18 protein-coding genes, 1 tRNA gene and 1 other RNA gene are annotated in these 16,778 nt (G+C 37.9%); 19 read left to right on the top strand and 1 reads right to left on the bottom strand.

Going from position 1 to position 16,778, the window contains the following annotated elements:
- The 18 genes from IGQ45_12510 to rpsJ form a co-directional block, all read left to right on the top strand.
- Positions 1-469, top strand: a 469-nt coding sequence (locus IGQ45_12510) for a hypothetical protein (protein ID MBF2058004.1), incomplete at its 5' end; no start/stop codon positions are given.
- A gap of 280 nt (positions 470-749) precedes the next feature.
- The gene (locus tag IGQ45_12505; protein MBF2058003.1) at positions 750-2,741 is read left to right on the top strand and encodes an NAD-binding protein; all 1,992 of its coding nucleotides are present in this window, start codon (positions 750-752) and stop codon (positions 2,739-2,741) included.
- Positions 2,742-2,822: 81 nt separating this feature from the next.
- Entirely contained in the window at positions 2,823-3,179 is a 357-nt protein-coding gene (gene folB, locus IGQ45_12500) for a dihydroneopterin aldolase (protein ID MBF2058002.1), read from the top strand.
- A gap of 312 nt (positions 3,180-3,491) precedes the next feature.
- Positions 3,492-3,701: a hypothetical protein gene (locus IGQ45_12495; GenBank protein MBF2058001.1), complete on the top strand. Its 210-nt coding sequence runs from the start codon at positions 3,492-3,494 to the stop codon at positions 3,699-3,701.
- Positions 3,679-4,290 carry a DUF3318 domain-containing protein gene (locus IGQ45_12490; GenBank protein MBF2058000.1) on the top strand — a complete coding sequence of 204 codons (612 nt, stop codon included), beginning with the start codon at positions 3,679-3,681 and terminating at the stop codon, positions 4,288-4,290. Before IGQ45_12495 ends, IGQ45_12490 begins: the two co-directional genes overlap by 23 nt.
- A gap of 414 nt (positions 4,291-4,704) precedes the next feature.
- A complete protein-coding gene (gene minD / locus IGQ45_12485; protein MBF2057999.1) occupies positions 4,705-5,517 on the top strand; it encodes a septum site-determining protein MinD in 813 nt (270 codons plus the stop codon).
- 36 nt (positions 5,518-5,553) lie between these two features.
- Positions 5,554-5,835, top strand: coding sequence for a cell division topological specificity factor MinE (gene minE / locus IGQ45_12480; GenBank protein ID MBF2057998.1), 282 nt, complete (start codon positions 5,554-5,556; stop codon positions 5,833-5,835).
- A gap of 356 nt (positions 5,836-6,191) precedes the next feature.
- Positions 6,192-6,635, top strand: coding sequence for a YlqD family protein (locus IGQ45_12475; protein MBF2057997.1), 444 nt, complete (start codon positions 6,192-6,194; stop codon positions 6,633-6,635).
- A 59-nt stretch (positions 6,636-6,694) separates the two neighbouring features.
- Positions 6,695-6,877, top strand: a non-coding RNA gene (gene ssrS / locus IGQ45_12470) — 6S RNA.
- 29 nt (positions 6,878-6,906) lie between these two features.
- Positions 6,907-7,059 (top strand): hypothetical protein, encoded by a 153-nt coding sequence (locus IGQ45_12465; protein MBF2057996.1) that lies wholly within the window; start codon positions 6,907-6,909, stop codon positions 7,057-7,059.
- A gap of 37 nt (positions 7,060-7,096) precedes the next feature.
- Positions 7,097-7,170: transfer RNA gene (locus IGQ45_12460), tRNA-Pro, on the top strand.
- Between the two features lie 299 nt (positions 7,171-7,469).
- The gene (cysH, locus tag IGQ45_12455; protein ID MBF2057995.1) at positions 7,470-8,228 is read left to right on the top strand and encodes a phosphoadenosine phosphosulfate reductase; all 759 of its coding nucleotides are present in this window, start codon (positions 7,470-7,472) and stop codon (positions 8,226-8,228) included.
- Between the two features lie 9 nt (positions 8,229-8,237).
- Positions 8,238-8,843: a hypothetical protein gene (locus IGQ45_12450; GenBank protein MBF2057994.1), complete on the top strand. Its 606-nt coding sequence runs from the start codon at positions 8,238-8,240 to the stop codon at positions 8,841-8,843.
- 337 nt (positions 8,844-9,180) lie between these two features.
- On the top strand, positions 9,181-9,555 hold the full coding sequence (locus tag IGQ45_12445) for a 30S ribosomal protein S12 (GenBank protein ID MBF2057993.1): 375 nt from the start codon (positions 9,181-9,183) through the stop codon (positions 9,553-9,555).
- Between the two features lie 32 nt (positions 9,556-9,587).
- Positions 9,588-10,058: a 30S ribosomal protein S7 gene (rpsG, locus tag IGQ45_12440; GenBank protein ID MBF2057992.1), complete on the top strand. Its 471-nt coding sequence runs from the start codon at positions 9,588-9,590 to the stop codon at positions 10,056-10,058.
- A 97-nt stretch (positions 10,059-10,155) separates the two neighbouring features.
- Positions 10,156-12,231 (top strand): elongation factor G, encoded by a 2,076-nt coding sequence (gene fusA / locus IGQ45_12435; protein MBF2057991.1) that lies wholly within the window; start codon positions 10,156-10,158, stop codon positions 12,229-12,231.
- Positions 12,232-12,263: 32 nt separating this feature from the next.
- Complete coding sequence (tuf, locus tag IGQ45_12430; GenBank protein ID MBF2057990.1) at positions 12,264-13,493, top strand: elongation factor Tu; 1,230 nt, start codon at positions 12,264-12,266, stop codon at positions 13,491-13,493.
- A 98-nt stretch (positions 13,494-13,591) separates the two neighbouring features.
- Complete coding sequence (gene rpsJ, locus IGQ45_12425; GenBank protein ID MBF2057989.1) at positions 13,592-13,909, top strand: 30S ribosomal protein S10; 318 nt, start codon at positions 13,592-13,594, stop codon at positions 13,907-13,909.
- Between the two features lie 112 nt (positions 13,910-14,021).
- Here the strand turns inward: rpsJ and IGQ45_12420 are convergent, their stop codons facing one another.
- Positions 14,022-15,080 (bottom strand): WD40 repeat domain-containing protein, encoded by a 1,059-nt coding sequence (locus IGQ45_12420; GenBank protein MBF2057988.1) that lies wholly within the window; start codon positions 15,078-15,080, stop codon positions 14,022-14,024.
- Between the two features lie 363 nt (positions 15,081-15,443).
- On the opposite strand from IGQ45_12420, the gene IGQ45_12415 reads away from it, so the two are divergent.
- A complete protein-coding gene (locus tag IGQ45_12415) occupies positions 15,444-16,730 on the top strand; it encodes an insulinase family protein (GenBank protein ID MBF2057987.1) in 1,287 nt (428 codons plus the stop codon).
- Positions 16,731-16,778 lie beyond the last annotated feature (48 nt).

Here is a 16,778-nt window from a genome sequence, read left to right as displayed (position 1 = left end):
TGTGGAGTCTGAAGAAGATGCCGGAATTGCATTATTTGCCGAAGATGATTCTCTCTCTACAGACGATTTAGGGGCGCTGGATGATGGTGATGACTTTAGTTTTGATTCTGTGGAGTCTGAAGAAGATGCCGGAATTGCATTATTTGCCGAAGATGATTCTCTCTCTGCTGAGGATTTAGGGGCGCTGGATGATGGTGATGACTTTAGTTTTGATTCTGTGGAGTCTTCTGAGTCTCAAATACAGTCTTTTAAAAGTGATGATTCTTTCACTTCTGATTTTGATGTCAGTGATGATGAAAACTTTAATCTTGACTTTGATTTATCAGATAATGATGAGTTAGATTTTGATTCATTTAATGATGAGTCAGATAGTGTTAAAACTGAAATTAATCCTCTTGGTAATGATGATAGATTTGAAGATGAAGATTTTGATTTTGGGTCATTATTAGAAGATAACGAAGAAAAGTAAAATATTTATATTCTCATCTTATCTTAAAGTCTATGGGTGGGCATTGCCCACCCTATTTCTTGATTTAGTAATTCTTAATTAAACTTTGCTGAATAAATAAATAAAAATCCTTATTTTTGACATCCGAATCAAAAATGATTGAGATAAAATAGTAATCTATCAAAAATGAGCATTATAATAAAGTCTTTAATTTATAAGTATTTTGGACTCTTCGCCTTTTCTTAACTTCACCCAAATACTTTTTTAGCAACCTCTAATTATTAATTAATTTAACTTTTTTATGTCAGAAATTTTTTTGGTTTGTGGTTTAGGTAGTCTTGGTAAAAACTGCGTTATTGCTTTAAAAAAATTTGGCGTTAAGGTAATTGCTATTGAAAAAAATTCTTTATCTTTAACAGAAATTAATCAGTTAGAGGGGCTAATTGATGATTTAATTATCGGTGATTGCAGTGATAAAAATATCCTTCGTCAATGTCAAATTAATTCCTGTCGCGCTGCTTTAATTGTCACTACTTCCGAAAAAGTTAATATTCAAACTGCTATCGCTATCCGACAACTTAATCCTAACACTCGTTTAGTTGTCCGTTCCCCCCAAGAAAATCTTAATAACTTACTCAGTCAACAATTAGGGAGTTTTTGTGCCTATGAACCTACTCAGATACCTGCCAATGCCTTTGCTCTATCTGCTTTAGATACGCAAATAATCGGCTTGTTATACATTTTAGGTCAAAAAGTTCGTATTTCTCAAAAAACCCTTGAATATAACGATGCTTGGTGTTATAACTATCAAGTGTCGGGGTTAAATACTCGTCATCGCCGTATCATTAGCCATCGTCGCCATCATGCTTTGATGGCAGGAAGAAATGAAGAAAAGGAGATGTTTTTTCAATGGGAAAATAGTTTAGAGGTTTTACCAAAAGATACTATTATCTATGTAGAAACTGAAGAAAATTTTAAGTTAAACAATCATCAAAGCGCCCCTCTACCTAGCAGACAATCTAAGTTAAATTTATCAAAGTTAAAAGATAATATAATTAAATATATTAGTAATTTTTTGTCTTTAAACTTTAAACAACAAATTAAAAGAGTTGCTTTTTTTTCTGCTTTTATTGTAATAATTTTAGTAATAATAGGTACAGTATTATTTAAAATTTATTATCCTGAAACCAGTATTTTTTCAGCTTTTTCTGTTACTGCCATTTTACTTTTAGGAGGCTATGCCGATTTATTTGGTGAATTTATACCCAGACAAGAAGTGCCAGAATGGTTACAATTATTTGCTTTAACCCTTACTGTAGCTGGAACTGCATTTGTCGGGGTATTATATGCGTTATTAACAGAAGCCTTATTATCATCAAAATTTCAACTAGCAAAAAAGCGCCCTTCACCGCCCCAAGAAAATCATATTGTGATTGTTGGTTTTGGTAGAGTCGGGCAAAAAGTTGCCCAAGTATTACAAGATTTTAAAGAATCGGTATTAGTATTAACTGCTAACACATCAAATGAAATAGAGAATTTTGATTTACCGATTATTTACGGAGAATTACCAGCTAGTTTAAAATCAGCGCCCCTCGCCCATGCCAAAAGCGTGGTAATCTGTACTGATGATGATATTTTAAACCTTGAATTAGCCTTAATGGTAAAAAATATCAATCCTCAAACTCGTTTAGTAATTCGCACCAATGGAGATGGTTTAACAGAAAATTTGAGCCAATTATTACCCACCGCCAATGTGATTGGGGCTTATGAAGTAGCGGCAGAAGCCTTTACTGGGGCAGCATTTGGAGAAAATATCCTCAATATTTGTCGGGTAGAAGATGAAACCATACTGGTAACGGAATATAATATCGAAGGAAATGACACCCTCCATCATTTACTTTTAGCACAAATTGCTTACGGTTACAGTGTCGTACCCATTTTTTATCAAAATGGCGCGACAAAAGATGTCATTTATTTACCTTCTGACGATTTACGTTTATCCGTCGGTGATAAACTGATTGTCTTAGCAACCATTGACAGTTTAAAACGCATCGAAAAAGGGGAATTAATCTCCCCCCACTGTAATTTAACTATTCATCATGCTTCTGATGATACCGCTACTTTTGAGGGCGCTAATGCTATTTCTCGTATTTCAGGTTGTAACTTAGATGTGGCACGGAGGGCGCTGGAAAATTTACCCCAAAAATTACCTTTTTTGCTTTATCCCCATCAAGCCATGCGACTACAACAAACCTTGAAAAAAAATCGAGTCGAAGCAGAGATTAACAATTGACAATTGACAGTGGATAATTTAGGATTTACGCACTAAGAATTAAGTATTAAAAACTTCTCATCACCATAAATTGATTAAAAAATGGATTGTATCAAAGTAAGTAATATCAAAGCCTACGGCTACACAGGATTTATTGCCGAAGAAAGAGTTTTAGGGCAATGGTTTATTGTGGATTTAACCTTATGGGTTGACTTGCAAAAATCAGGTAATAGTGACGATTTAACCCATAGTGTTGATTACCGTCAGGCAATTAATATCACGAAACAGGTTATTCAAAACGCCAAGTTTGCCCTAGTGGAAAAATTAGCGGAAGTAATTGCCCAAGATATACTACAACTAGATTTAGTGACAAAAGTAAGGGTAAAATTATCAAAACCAGCGCCCCCCATCCCTGATTTTGATGGTCAAATTACCATAGACATCACCAGAAGTCAATAGCTTTTGCAAAAATTAACTGAATTATCAAATATTACTACAATTTTTAAAGGGTAATTTTGGGGATTTTAGGGCAAAAATAAGAGTTTTTCGCTATTTTTCGCCCTCTAGCTCTATTTTTAACGGTGATACATTTATAGTGAAAATCGGTCAAATTATAAATGTACGAAATATTAAATTAAGCTAAATAATTAAGCGAAACTGTGTCACCGCAAAAACTGTCAGTTAGGATGGTGAAGTATGGTTTTAGTGAAAGCTAAAAATATTTTGAGTCATAGCCGTAGCAAAGGAAAATAGATAACAGGGGAGGTTTTTATGCTTTATCGTCTCAGAAACATGACTTGTGCAATGTGGGAATATCTCAATCAGCCGTTATGTTGTATAGAAGCAGAGGATTCCGTTTGGAAACCAAGTCGTTTTTGGTACTTATATAAGATAAAATTCTTAGAAGCCTGTTGGCTGAGGGAGTATTATATGAGTACAGATAAAAGTATAGGACATGATGAGTTTCGAGCAGGAAATTAGTCGGTTGCAAGATTTGATGCCCGCCTCCGGGCGGATGTTTTGTCGTATTATCAGTAAGCCTCAGCAATCACGGGCGATTCTAGCGCCCTTCACCCCCCCATGGAAGCGAGGAAGTCGCCCCATTTATATCAATTTTGACCTTTGGCGCGGTTTATCTCGCCCCCAACGGGATTTAATGTTTTTACGCACCGTTAGCAGTGTGTTAGGGGTGAAATGGTTTACCATCCAACCGTTACAGGGATTGGCTTTAGCAGGGGTTGTAGGTTTGGCGGTGGAAGTCGCTCAAACCGATGTTGTGGGTATTTTGGTGGCAGGAAGTTTAACGGCGGTGGCTTTACGACAAATTTGGCAAAAAAATCGTCATCTTAGTAAGGAAATAGAAGCGGATGAAGCCGGGATTAAAGTTGCCATTCGGCGTGGTTATACCGAAACCGAATCCGCGCGCCATCTTTTAGAAGCATTGGAAGCCTTACCGAATCTCGAAAGACGGAGGGCGCTGGATTTTGGCGAAATCGTGCGCTGTCAAAATTTACGCAGTATTGCTAGATTATCCCCTGTCACCGTGCCAAAAGAAATGGAAATAAAGTAATGGACAATGGACAATTATGAAGTTTTAATATCCCCGTGTGGTATCTGTAATATCAAGTCCGTTTAATCACTTATAAATAAATTCAAAAGAATCTGAGTTCAATTTATTGAACGAGATACTGTTAGCCGTGTAATTCATTACACGGTGGGGAAATTACGAAGATATAGTCCTTTGTAACAGATTACCCGAACATGATTTAATCCAGTGTTTTAACTACATTTCCATAAAAAAAAGCATTATTTTGTCTATCTTTTGATACTTGTAGTATGTATGTTTTCACCTTTGTGAATCAATACTTCTGAGTTTATTTAGTGAACCCTAATTATTAATTGTCCATTATCAATTAAATAAAGTGTTTTTTCGACAAAATAGCTATAAACTATTGATTATTAAAAGTTATTTTAATTGTCATATATGAATTGTCGAGTTATTGTCGTTACCTCTGGAAAAGGTGGAGTCGGAAAAACAACTATTACATCCAATTTAGGCACTGCGGTAGCTCAATTAGGAAAAAAAGTCTGTTTAATTGACGCTGATTTTGGGTTAAGAAACCTCGATTTATTACTCGGTTTAGAACAAAGAGTCGTTTATACTATCATGGATGCCTTAGCCGGAGAATGCACCATCGAAAAAGCCATCGTCAAAGATAAACGCACCGAAGGCTTACACCTCCTACCAGCCGCCCAAAACCGCACCAAAGATGCCATCAATCCCGAACAAATGAAAGAGGTTGTCGAACAACTCAAAAGTAATTTTGACTACATCATTGTAGATTGCCCCGCCGGCATAGAAATGGGTTTTAGAAATGCCATCGCCGCCGCCGATGAGGCTTTAATCGTCACCACCCCCGAAGTGGCAGCCGTTCGAGATGCAGATCGTGTGGTAGGTTTATTAGAAAGTGAAAATATGCAAAGTATTCGTTTAATTGTGAACCGTCTGCGTCCAGAAATGGTGCAAATGGAAGAAATGTTAAGCGTAGAAGATATACTAGATTTATTAGTGATTCCTTTAATTGGCATTGTCCCCGATGATAAACAAGTTATCACTTCTTCTAATCGTGGTGAACCATTGGTGTTAAATAAAGAAGAATCTTCCACCAGCACAGCCATAAAAAATATCGCTAAGAGATTAGAAGGGCTTGATATACCTTTTCAGGATTTAATGGCGCCCCCCGATAACTTTTTTAATCGATTCAAAAAGTTTTTTGGTTTTTCCTCTCAAAAATAATCGTCCTTTACCCCTTAATTATTCACTGTTAATGATATGATTCAAGATTTTTTCAGCAACCTCACCTCTTGGGGTAATACTAAAAAAAGTCGTCGCAATGCTAAAAATCGTCTCCAGTTAGTTTTAGCGCACGATCGAGCCGGAGTCAATCCCGAATTGATGACGAAAATGAAACAGGAAATTTTGGAAGTAGTTAACCGTTATCTCGATATTGACATGGAAGAAATGGAGTTTTCCGTGCAAAGTAGTGAGCGCACCACTTCTTTAACTGCCAATTTGCCCATAAAAAAAATCAAAAGAAGTAGAGATAATTCTTAGATTAACACTTCTTCCCTGATCAAAAATGATTGATGTAAAATAGCAATTTATGAAAACTAACCACTTTGCTAAAGTCTCTGATTGATAAGTATTTGGGACTTTTCCCTTTCTCCTCTTCCCTTTTCTCTACCTCAACGACACCACTAATGAGTGCAACCCCCATCTAATAATTTTGCTTTACAGCAGTTTTCATTTCGTTAAACCACACTTTGGATTATTACAAATATTATCTTTGCGTCTTTGCGCCTTTGCGAGACATAAAAAATGTGGTTTATTCATTAGAAAAGCGCTGTAAAATCAAGTATTAGGACATTATCAGGATATGATCAAGACAATGTTTAAAGGGATATAATCACATGGAATTAAACTTAAATACTTCTGGATTAGTGTTAAAGCGACCGGTCAATGTTAAAGTAATTGTTACTCCACCATGGCAGGAAGAAGCACAAAGACAATTACAAAATCAAATTAATCAACTAGATCAACAGTTGTTACAATTAGAACAACAGGGCAATAGGGCAATTTCTGAAATTCAAAAACAAGGCAGTCTTCAGGCTAACCAACAAATTGAAAATATCCAGATGCAGGTTAACCAAAAGAAAAATGAATTTTTACAGAATAAAAACCAAATGTTGCAACAAATGCAACAGGTACAAATGTTAGAATTAGGTCAAGAAGTTGTACAGGCACAGATGGAGAGCTTTTTTGAAGTCAAACAAGGAGATAACCTTGTGGATAAATTAAATGTGGAAGTGGTTTTACGGGATGGGGTAATCGAAGAAATTAGAGGCACAATATAGCCCGAAAATTTAGTGCTGAGGTTGAGATTATGGAAAAATTTGACTATTATATATAAATAGATTAGCTATTGTATTGGTGACTGCTTATCAAGTTTTTTGATCTATAACTTGATTGATTCGGATACCGATAGATTTCTAGTGGTAGTAAACCGAGCGCGTACTCGGAAACAGAAACAGAAACGTTGGCTTCCCCCTGGTTTTCCAGGTCATAAACTGAAGTAAAACGGTACAACGGTTAATCTTTCACCAGCGCCCTCCACCCCAGATCATTATGCAGTTTATCCGCCAACAAATTGTTCCCCTCGTCACCATTTTAATTGCCCTCTTTGCCCTAGTAGCCGTCAGCGCCCGTAGTTTCATGGAAACCGATTTGGCACAACCAGCGCCCATAGAAACCGTCATTGATGTGGATATTAATTCCTAGCAAAATGCCACTAAAAGTGTTATATTGAATAATAAAACGGGATGTGGCGCAGCTTGGTAGCGTGCTTCGTTCGGGACGAAGAGGCCGCAGGTTCGAATCCTGTCATCCCGATCAAGGTGTTTTCAAAGTCAGGTACGAAATTGATTTGTTTAGCAGGGGAGGCAGAGGAAGCAAGGGAGAAAGGGAAGATTTTTTCTACTAATTGATCTATTAGTAGTTAAAAACTCCTGAATTTCTGATTATTAGTTACTTTGAGAAATTAACAATTTTGAGAATGAAAATGCCCTGCATCCCGATGTTGGTATCTTGTCCATGACATTGAACAACGGCAACTTTAAATATCGGTGAATTAACGTTATAATGATTAAAATTTTCACCGCAAACTATCGTAAAATTACTTACCATTGCCTGTGTATCAATTATCTACCGACCAAGATTTACTTGATTTAGACCATGTTAACCGTCAACTGACTGATTATAGCGCCCCTCGCCTTGTGCAGTGGTCTTCTGAGCAGTTTGGAAAGTATTTAGTCATGAGTACCAGTTTTGGTATTCAGTCGGCAGTGATGTTACATTTAGTTACTCAGGTAGTGCCAAATATTCCCATTATTTGGATTGATACTGGTTATTTACCCAAAGAAACTTATGTTTTTGCTGATGAGTTAACGAAGCGTCTTAATCTTAATCTGAAAGTGTATCAGGCGGAGTTAAGCCCGGCGCGCATGGAAGCGCTCTATGGTAAAATTTGGCAAAATAAAGATGTGGAATCCCTTAATCTTTATGATCGTATCAGGAAGGTAGAACCAATGCAACGGGCGCTGAAGGAATTACAAGCCCAAGCATGGTTAGCGGGATTAAGACAAAATCAAACCCAATTTCGTCAACAATTACAGTATGTCAATAAACAAGGTGAGCATTACAAAATCTTACCAATTTTAACATGGCATTCGAGGGATATTTATGAATACTTAACCAAGTATAATTTACCTTATCATCCCTATTTCGATCAAGGTTACGTTTCTGTGGGGGATTGGCATTCCAGCCGCCCTCTCAGCGCTTCCGATGAAGATGAAAGGGATACTCGCTTTCACGGTGTCAAGCAGGAATGCGGTTTGCATTTACCCCTTAATCAAGATGAAGCAGATAGTTTAAACTCCAGTCAACTTTGATGGCTTATTATGGTTTATTCTGTTGATTTTCCTGAAGTTAATCATCCTTTCATTCAACCTCTTTTACAACTAGATGACTCTACCTTAGTGGAATTGTTACAAAGTCAACCGCAAAAGGGTAAATATTTGGTAACTATTTTTTGTCGTTATCATCATAAAATCATTGATTTATTGACGGATTTTTATAGTCAAGAAGATATAATTATTATTGCTCTTCAACTTTGGGAAAAAATTGCTCATTTACTATTCAATTTTGAAATAACTAATCTTGCCAAAGAGGTTAATTCTCTTCATGTTTGGTTATTAGATTATACCATTGATACTCTAAGTACAGGAGAATTAACTATTTCTGTGGGTAATTCAGGTAATCTTGATTTAAGATTTTTTCCCTTATATTTTTATACAGAAAAAGCGTTATCTTTACTAGATGACAAACAACGTTTAATTATAGTATTAAAAGATAAATTTGATTGGGAAGATAAGCAAATTATTAGTTATTTTCAAGGTAAAAATCAATTTATTAATCATGATGATATAATGCACTGTTATGAGGGTGCCCATCACCAAATTATTAATTATTTACCTGTCGATATTTATTCTATTTATCTTTGTTAGGAATTAGTAAAGAAAATAATTTACCTGCCATATAATGAATTACAGGAAACCAATAGTATTTCATTCCAAAAGGCTGAAAACTTCATATTGGTAAACAAATTTTAACTGAAGTTGTTTATTCTTGAAAAGAACATAAAAAGATTCTATTATTAGGAGTGCACCCATCCGAATTATCATAGTGTTACTGGGCGGTTTAGCGAAAATGCTTTATCCTAATCTTTTCGGTTAATTGACAAGCACCTCAAAAATAGGGTATGATTAGAGATTGTCACTAGAAATTAAACTAGGGATAACTATATTTATATATACAGAAAATGGTGTATAAAAAGCAGATCTCATGCCAACTATTCAACAATTAATTCGAGCCGAAAGATCATCAATTCAGAAAAAGACCAAATCCCCAGCGTTGAAGGAATGTCCTCAGCGTCGTGGAGTTTGTACAAGAGTATATACTACTACTCCGAAAAAACCTAACTCCGCCCTTAGAAAAGTAGCTAGGGTGCGTTTGACATCTGGTTTTGAAGTAACTGCTTATATACCCGGTGTAGGTCACAATCTACAAGAACATTCCGTAGTGTTAATCAGAGGTGGCAGGGTAAAAGATTTACCCGGAGTCAGATACCACATCGTGCGTGGCACTCTTGATGCTACTGGAGTGAAAGATAGAAAACAAGGGCGCTCTAAATATGGAGCGAAAAGACCCAAAGCATAATTAACTGTAAACGCTATTTTTAAGATCAAATCATGTCTCGTAGAAGTAAAGCTAAAGTGGTGGAAGTTCCACCCGATGCAGTCTATAACAGTCGTTTAGTAAGTATGACCATTAGACGTATCATGAAGGATGGTAAAAAATCCTTAGCGTCTCGTCTTCTCTATGATGCCTTAGCCATTATCGCTGAGCGCACTGGTGCTGAACCCATGGAAACTTTTGAGAAAGCTATCAAAAACTTAACTCCCCTCGTGGAAGTGAAAGCTAGAAGGGTGGGGGGCGCTACCTATCAAGTACCCATGGAAGTGCGCCCTTCCCGTGGCAGTAGTTTAGCCCTACGTTGGTTAATCCAATTTTCTCGCAAAAGAAGTGGACGCACCATGTCCATGAAACTTGCCAATGAAATCATGGATGCAGCTAATGAGACGGGGGGCGCTATCAAAAAAAGAGAAGAAACCCACAAAATGGCAGAAGCCAACAAAGCCTTTGCCCACTATCGTTACTAATCTTTTGTTTTTGAAAACAATAAGTTTTGTTAACAAACAGTGTAAAATTGTAAAATATCAAGTAACAAATCGCAGATTTCCAGATTAGGAGGTAATCGTGACTCGTTCCATTCCCCTCGAAAAAGTGCGTAATATCGGCATCGCTGCCCATATTGACGCAGGAAAAACTACCACTACCGAAAGAATATTATTCTACTCTGGTCTTGTTCATAAGATCGGAGAAGTTCATGATGGTAATGCAGTAACAGACTGGATGGAACAGGAGCGAGAAAGAGGCATTACCATCACTGCTGCCGCCATCAGTACCAGTTGGCGAGATCACCGCATCAATATTATTGATACCCCCGGACACGTTGATTTTACCATCGAAGTAGAAAGATCCATGCGTGTTTTAGATGGAGTAATAGCGGTATTTTGTTCTGTAGGTGGAGTACAACCCCAATCAGAAACTGTCTGGCGCCAAGCAAATCGTTATCATGTGCCTCGCATTGCCTTTGTTAATAAAATGGATCGCACAGGAGCTAACTTTTTTAAGGTTTATGAACAAGTTAAGGAGCGTTTACAAGCGCCCGCCATCCCCATCCAAATTCCCATCGGTAGTGAAGAAAACTTTGTCGGCATTGTTGACTTAGTAAAAATGACTGCCAGAATTTATGAGGATGACTTAGGACAAAATGTTAAAGAAATCCCCATCCCTGAAGATGTGGCAGAGTTAGCCCAAGAATATCGTGGTTATCTTTTAGAAGCCGTGGCAGAATCCGATGAAAGTCTCTTAGAGAAATATCTAGCAGAAGAGGAAATCAGCGAAGCTGAAATAAAGAAAGCCATTCGAGAAGGTACAGTAAAAGGCACATTAATGCCTATGCTGTGCGGTTCAGCCTTCAAAAATAAAGGTATTCAACTTCTTTTAGATGCAGTGGTAGATTATCTACCAGCGCCCGTGGAAGTTCCAGCAATTAAAGGAATTTTACCCAACGGAGAAGAAGGAGAAAGACATTCAGGGGATGAAGAACCATTCAGCGCCCTTGCCTTTAAAATAGCCTCAGACCCTTTTGGTAGATTAACCTTCTTGAGGATTTACTCAGGGGTATTGAAAAAAGGTAGCTATGTCTATAATTCCACCAAAAACATTAAGGAAAGAATCTCACGGTTAATCATCCTAAAATCTAACGAAAGGATTGAAGTAGAAGAATTGAGAGCAGGGGACTTGGGCGCTACCATAGGCTTGAAAAATACCACCACAGGTGATACACTATGTGATGATAGTGACCCCATAATACTCGAATCCCTTTATGTACCCGAACCAGTTATTTCGGTGGCTGTAGAACCGAAAACCCAGCAGGATATGGAAAAATTATCCAAAGCCCTGCAATCTTTATCAGACGAAGACCCAACCTTCAAAGTAAGCATCAACCCTGAAACCAATCAAACCGTCATCGCTGGGATGGGAGAATTGCACCTCGAAATCTTAGTAGATCGGATGTTAAGGGAGTTCAAAGTGGGGGCAAACGTAGGACAACCTCAAGTTGCCTATCGAGAAACCATCCGCAAAGCTGTAGAAATGGAAGGAAAATTTATTCGTCAAAGTGGGGGAAAAGGTCAATACGGTCATGTCGTCATTGAGGTTGAGCCGGGAGAAGAAGGAAGCGGTTTTAATTTTGTCTCCAAAATTACCGGAGGAGCTATTCCCAAAGAGTATATTTCTTCGGTGGAACAAGGCATTAAAGAAGCCTGTGAGTCAGGAATTATTGCCGGTTATCCTTTAATCGATGTTAAAGTCGCTCTCATTGACGGTTCTTATCACGATGTGGATTCTTCTGAAATGGCGTTCAAGATTGCTGGTTCTATAGCTATCAGAGACGCTGTCAAAAAAGCAAATCCAGTTCTATTAGAACCACTGATGAAAGTAGAGGTAGAAGTACCTGATAACTATGTCGGAGATATTATCGGTGATCTCAACTCCCGTCGAGGTATCATTGAGGGAATGAATGCAGAAAACTCTTTGGCAAAGGTGAACGCAAAAGTTCCTCTGGAATCGATGTTCGGTTATGCCACCGATATTCGCTCTAAAACCCAAGGACGTGGTATATTTAGCATGGAATTTAGTAATTACGCTGAAGTTCCTAATAATGTAGCTCAAGGTATTATTACCAAAAATACAGGAATCGGATAAATTTATTAATTAAATAGGAAAAAGAACAAAAAATGGCACGGGAAAAATTTGAAAGAAATAAACCCCACGTTAACATTGGTACTATCGGTCACGTTGACCATGGCAAAACCACTTTAACGGCGGCAATTACCTTAACTTTATCAGCTTTAGGACAAGCAAAAGGTCGTAAGTATGAAGATATTGATGCGGCTCCTGAAGAAAAAGCTCGTGGTATCACCATCAACACTGCTCACGTTGAATACGAAACCCCAGATCGTCACTATGCTCACGTTGACTGTCCTGGTCACGCTGACTATGTTAAAAACATGATCACTGGTGCGGCTCAAATGGACGGAGCAATCTTAGTAGTATCTGCGGCTGATGGTCCTATGCCTCAAACTCGTGAGCATATTCTTTTAGCTAAACAGGTTGGTGTACCTAACTTGGTTGTATTCTTGAATAAGGAAGACCAAGTAGATGACGAAGAGTTATTAGAATTGGTTGAGTTAGAAGTTCGTGAATTACTTTCTAGCTATGATTTTGATGGAGATAATATTCCCATCGTGGCTGGTTCTGCATTAAAAGCTGTAGAACAAATGACAGCTAATCCTAAAACTCAGCCCGGTGAAAATGAGTGGACTGATAAAATTCACGCTTTGATGACTGAAGTTGACAGTTATATCCCTACCCCTGAGCGTGACATCGACAAGCCTTTCTTAATGGCGGTAGAAGATGTATTCTCCATCACTGGTCGTGGTACTGTAGCTACCGGTCGTATCGAACGTGGTAAAGTTAAGGTCGGTGAAACTGTTGAGTTAGTCGGTATTCGTGATACTCGCTCCACCACCGTAACTGGTGTGGAAATGTTCCAAAAAACTTTAGACGAAGGTATGGCTGGTGATAACGTCGGTTTATTACTTCGTGGTGTTCAAAAAGAAGACATCGAGCGTGGTATGGTGTTATCCAAACCCGGTTCTATCACTCCTCATACTACTTTTGAGGCTGAGGTTTATGTATTGAAAAAAGAAGAAGGTGGTCGTCATACTCCTTTCTTCCCCGGTTATCGTCCTCAGTTCTATGTGCGTACCACTGACGTAACTGGAAGTATCAGCGATTTTACGGCGGATGATGGTAGTGCAGCTGAAATGGTTATGCCGGGCGATCGTATCAAAATGACAGTAGAATTAATTAACCCTATTGCTATTGAGCAAGGTATGCGCTTTGCAATTCGTGAAGGTGGTCGTACCATTGGTGCGGGTGCTGTAGCGAAAATTTTGAAGTAGGAAGAATTAAATAATAGTTGGGGCGTATGAGAAATTACTTTCTTTGTACGCCCTAATTTTGTCGATATTAACTGAACCTTGAAAATTAATTAACAATTATGGCAACTTTACAACAACAAAAAATTCGGATTCGTCTAAAAGCTTTTGATCGTCGTTTATTAGATACATCTTGTACTAAGATTGTGGAAACGGCTAATCGTACCAATGCTAAACCAGTGGGACCAATACCTTTACCAACTAAGCGTAAAATCTATTGTGTGCTTCGTTCTCCTCACGTTGATAAGGATTCCCGTGAACATTTTGAAACTCGTACCCATCGCCGAGTGATTGACATTTATCAGCCTTCTTCTAAAACTATCGATGCGTTAATGAAGTTGGATTTACCAGCAGGGGTTGACATTGAAGTGAAGTTATAAATATTCTTTCTGTTCCTTCTCCTTCATCGGGAGAAGGATTATTTTTTGTGTTGACTGATTTTGGTATGAATTTTAACATGGGGATGTGCTTGTTTTAGCTATCTTCCCTTTTTCATTTTTTAACCCAACCAATAACGGCAACTTCTCCCGTTTTACTACCAACGGCGAGATATTCTCCCGTAGGGTGCCATGCTACCAGCGCCCCTCCCCCTTCCTGAAAGATAGTCAATTTTTCCAGAACCTGATGATTTTGGGACCAAAAAATCAACATTCCTTGCTCATCTAGGGAAACAAAAGAAAAGTTTTGGGGATGAAAAGCTAATGTATTAACTATATCATCATGTTCTTGAAGGGGCAACGAATACCAACCATCATCATCGGAGGGGGCTTTATGCCACATGATAATAGTATCAAGACAACAGATGATAAGAAGAGGAGCAAAATCTCCTTGTAAAGTGGACCAACTTAAATCCCGAATTTTTGAGCTAAAACCGCTTAAATGCCATGTTTCGAGGTTTTCCCAATTCCAAATCCAAACACTATTATCAAGACTATTTCCTGCTAAATATAATCCATCAGGAGACCAAGCAATTTGCTGACAAGCGCCCGCCACTTCTGCCCAAAAAGGGTCTTCATCCCAATCATCGCTCTGCCAAATACAAATACCACCATTAGCGCCCACCGCCAAATATGCCCCAATGGGATGCCATTGTAAACTCAACACGGAAGCATCTCCAAGGCTTAAAGTTGTCATCACTGCTTTTGTAAGCAAATCCCACACCTGCACATAATAGCCAAAACTAAAAGCTAGTAAAGGTTGCTGGGGATGCCATGCTAAATGCTCAATCCACTTTTTGGGATATTCTAGGGTGGTAATTAATTCTATTTCAGGCTTTAATTGCCAAATTCTTACTTTGCCATCCTGCGCACCCACGGCTAAATAATCTCCATCCACAGAAAAATCAGCACTCTGTATTCCTTGATAATTCGTCTCTGGCGGTGTTAATAAAATTTTGGGCTGTTTTCCCATTTCATAGTAAATAACCATTCCTTCTGCACTGGTAGCTACTAATGAGCCTTGTTTTGACCAGTGAAGGGTGCTGATATATTCTTCTAATTGTCCCCGCCAAAATTCCGCTAAAAAATATTCTCTAATGTTGGATTTATTCATAATTTTATGGATATAACTGATTGATTTTAGCAATGGCGGAGGGCGCTTTTTTATATATAAATTAACTTAACCAATTTAGGGCGTGTAATCACTTAAGCCATATAGAAATAATAAAATATCTAATAGTTATTTTTCATAAATTGCTCATTTGTCTCAATTATTTTTGATTAGTGGAGCAGAAATACAGATTTTTTGGCGAAAAAGATTATTTTTAGCACTTTTTTAGAGTTTGATTATGCTTAAAACCTTTGTTTAAAAGGGTTTTAATTTATTCAGCAAACCCTAAATAACAAAAGCAAAATATTTTTTCTCAAGAACTGACAAAGAAGGTAAGATTAAGAAAAGGTAAAACAAACTGTTTTCATGGTCTTATCAACTAAAAAACTGGTTACTTCTGCATTAAAAAAGACAGAACTAAATATTATTAAACTTCCTAGTGGTGTCACTTTAGTCCATCGAGAAATAAAAACTAGCCCCGTGATTATAGGGGATGTGTGGATTGATGCTGGGGTAACTTGTGAGCCTCATTCTTGGTCTGGAATGGCTCATTTTTTAGAACACATGATCTTTAAAGGCACCAAAAATGTTTTACCCGGTGAATTTGATTATATGGTGGAAAATCATGGCGGTTATAGTAATGCGGCCACCAGTCATGATTATGCCCATTTTTTCATTGCCACGGCTGAAGAGTATTTTGCTTCTACCTTGCCTTATCTAAGTGAGATGTTACTTCATGCGGAAATTGAAGAGGAGGAGTTTTATTTAGAAAGAGATGTGGTGTTAGAGGAGATGAGGTGCGCTTTGGATGATCATGATTACATAGCCTATCAGCAACTTTGTCAATTAATGTATCAAAATCATCCCTATGGTCGTGAAATTTTAGGGAAAGAATCCCTTTTATTGGCTACTACGGCGAATCAAATGCGCTGTTTTCACAAAACCCATTATCAACCAGAAAGAATGTCGGTGGTAATGGTGGGAAATATCAATTTAGATCAGGCTTTATCACTCAGTAGTGAGTGTTTCGCTGGTTTTGAAGTGCGCTCGGAATGTCCTGCGGTAGATTACGATAGTATAGCGCCCATGGTTGCCACTCATCGTCAACAGTTGTTTCTACCCCGTTTGGAACAATCTCGCTTAATTATGGGGTGGTTAGGTCCTAGTATAGAAGATTTTAGGGGCGCTATTGCCTTAGATATTATTTCCTTGATTTTGGCTGGAAGTCGTAATTCTCGTTTGGTGCGTAATTTAAGGGAAGAAAGACAGTTAGTGCAATCGATTCAATGTGATTTTTCTCTGCAAAAACATTCTAGCTTATTAACTATCTCCGCTTGTTTTCCAGCGCCCTCCCTCTGCGCCATAGAAAATCAAATTCAACAGGAAATCTATACTTTACAACATCAGCTTATCACTGAAACAGAATTACAAACTTATCAGCGTTCACTACTTCATGATTACATTTTCTCTACCGAAACACCAGAACAATTAGCCAGTTTATATGGCTATTACCAACTTTTAGTTGATGCGCGATGGGCGCTGGATTATCCTGAATTGGTATTGGGTTTAACGAGGGAAGATATTAAAAATTATGCCTGTCGTTATCTATCCCCCGAATATTATGCTATTTGTGAAGTCCATGGCGTTAATTAGCGCTTGATGGTGAGATGAAGGGAAAAGGGCAACGATGCACAGGTTTCA

Source organism: Cyanobacterium sp. T60_A2020_053, from assembly GCA_015272165.1.
Classification (GTDB): Bacteria; Cyanobacteriota; Cyanobacteriia; order Cyanobacteriales; family Cyanobacteriaceae; genus Cyanobacterium.
The sequence above is the reverse complement of the archived record's forward strand: the minus strand, read 5'-3'. Positions and strand labels throughout refer to the sequence as shown.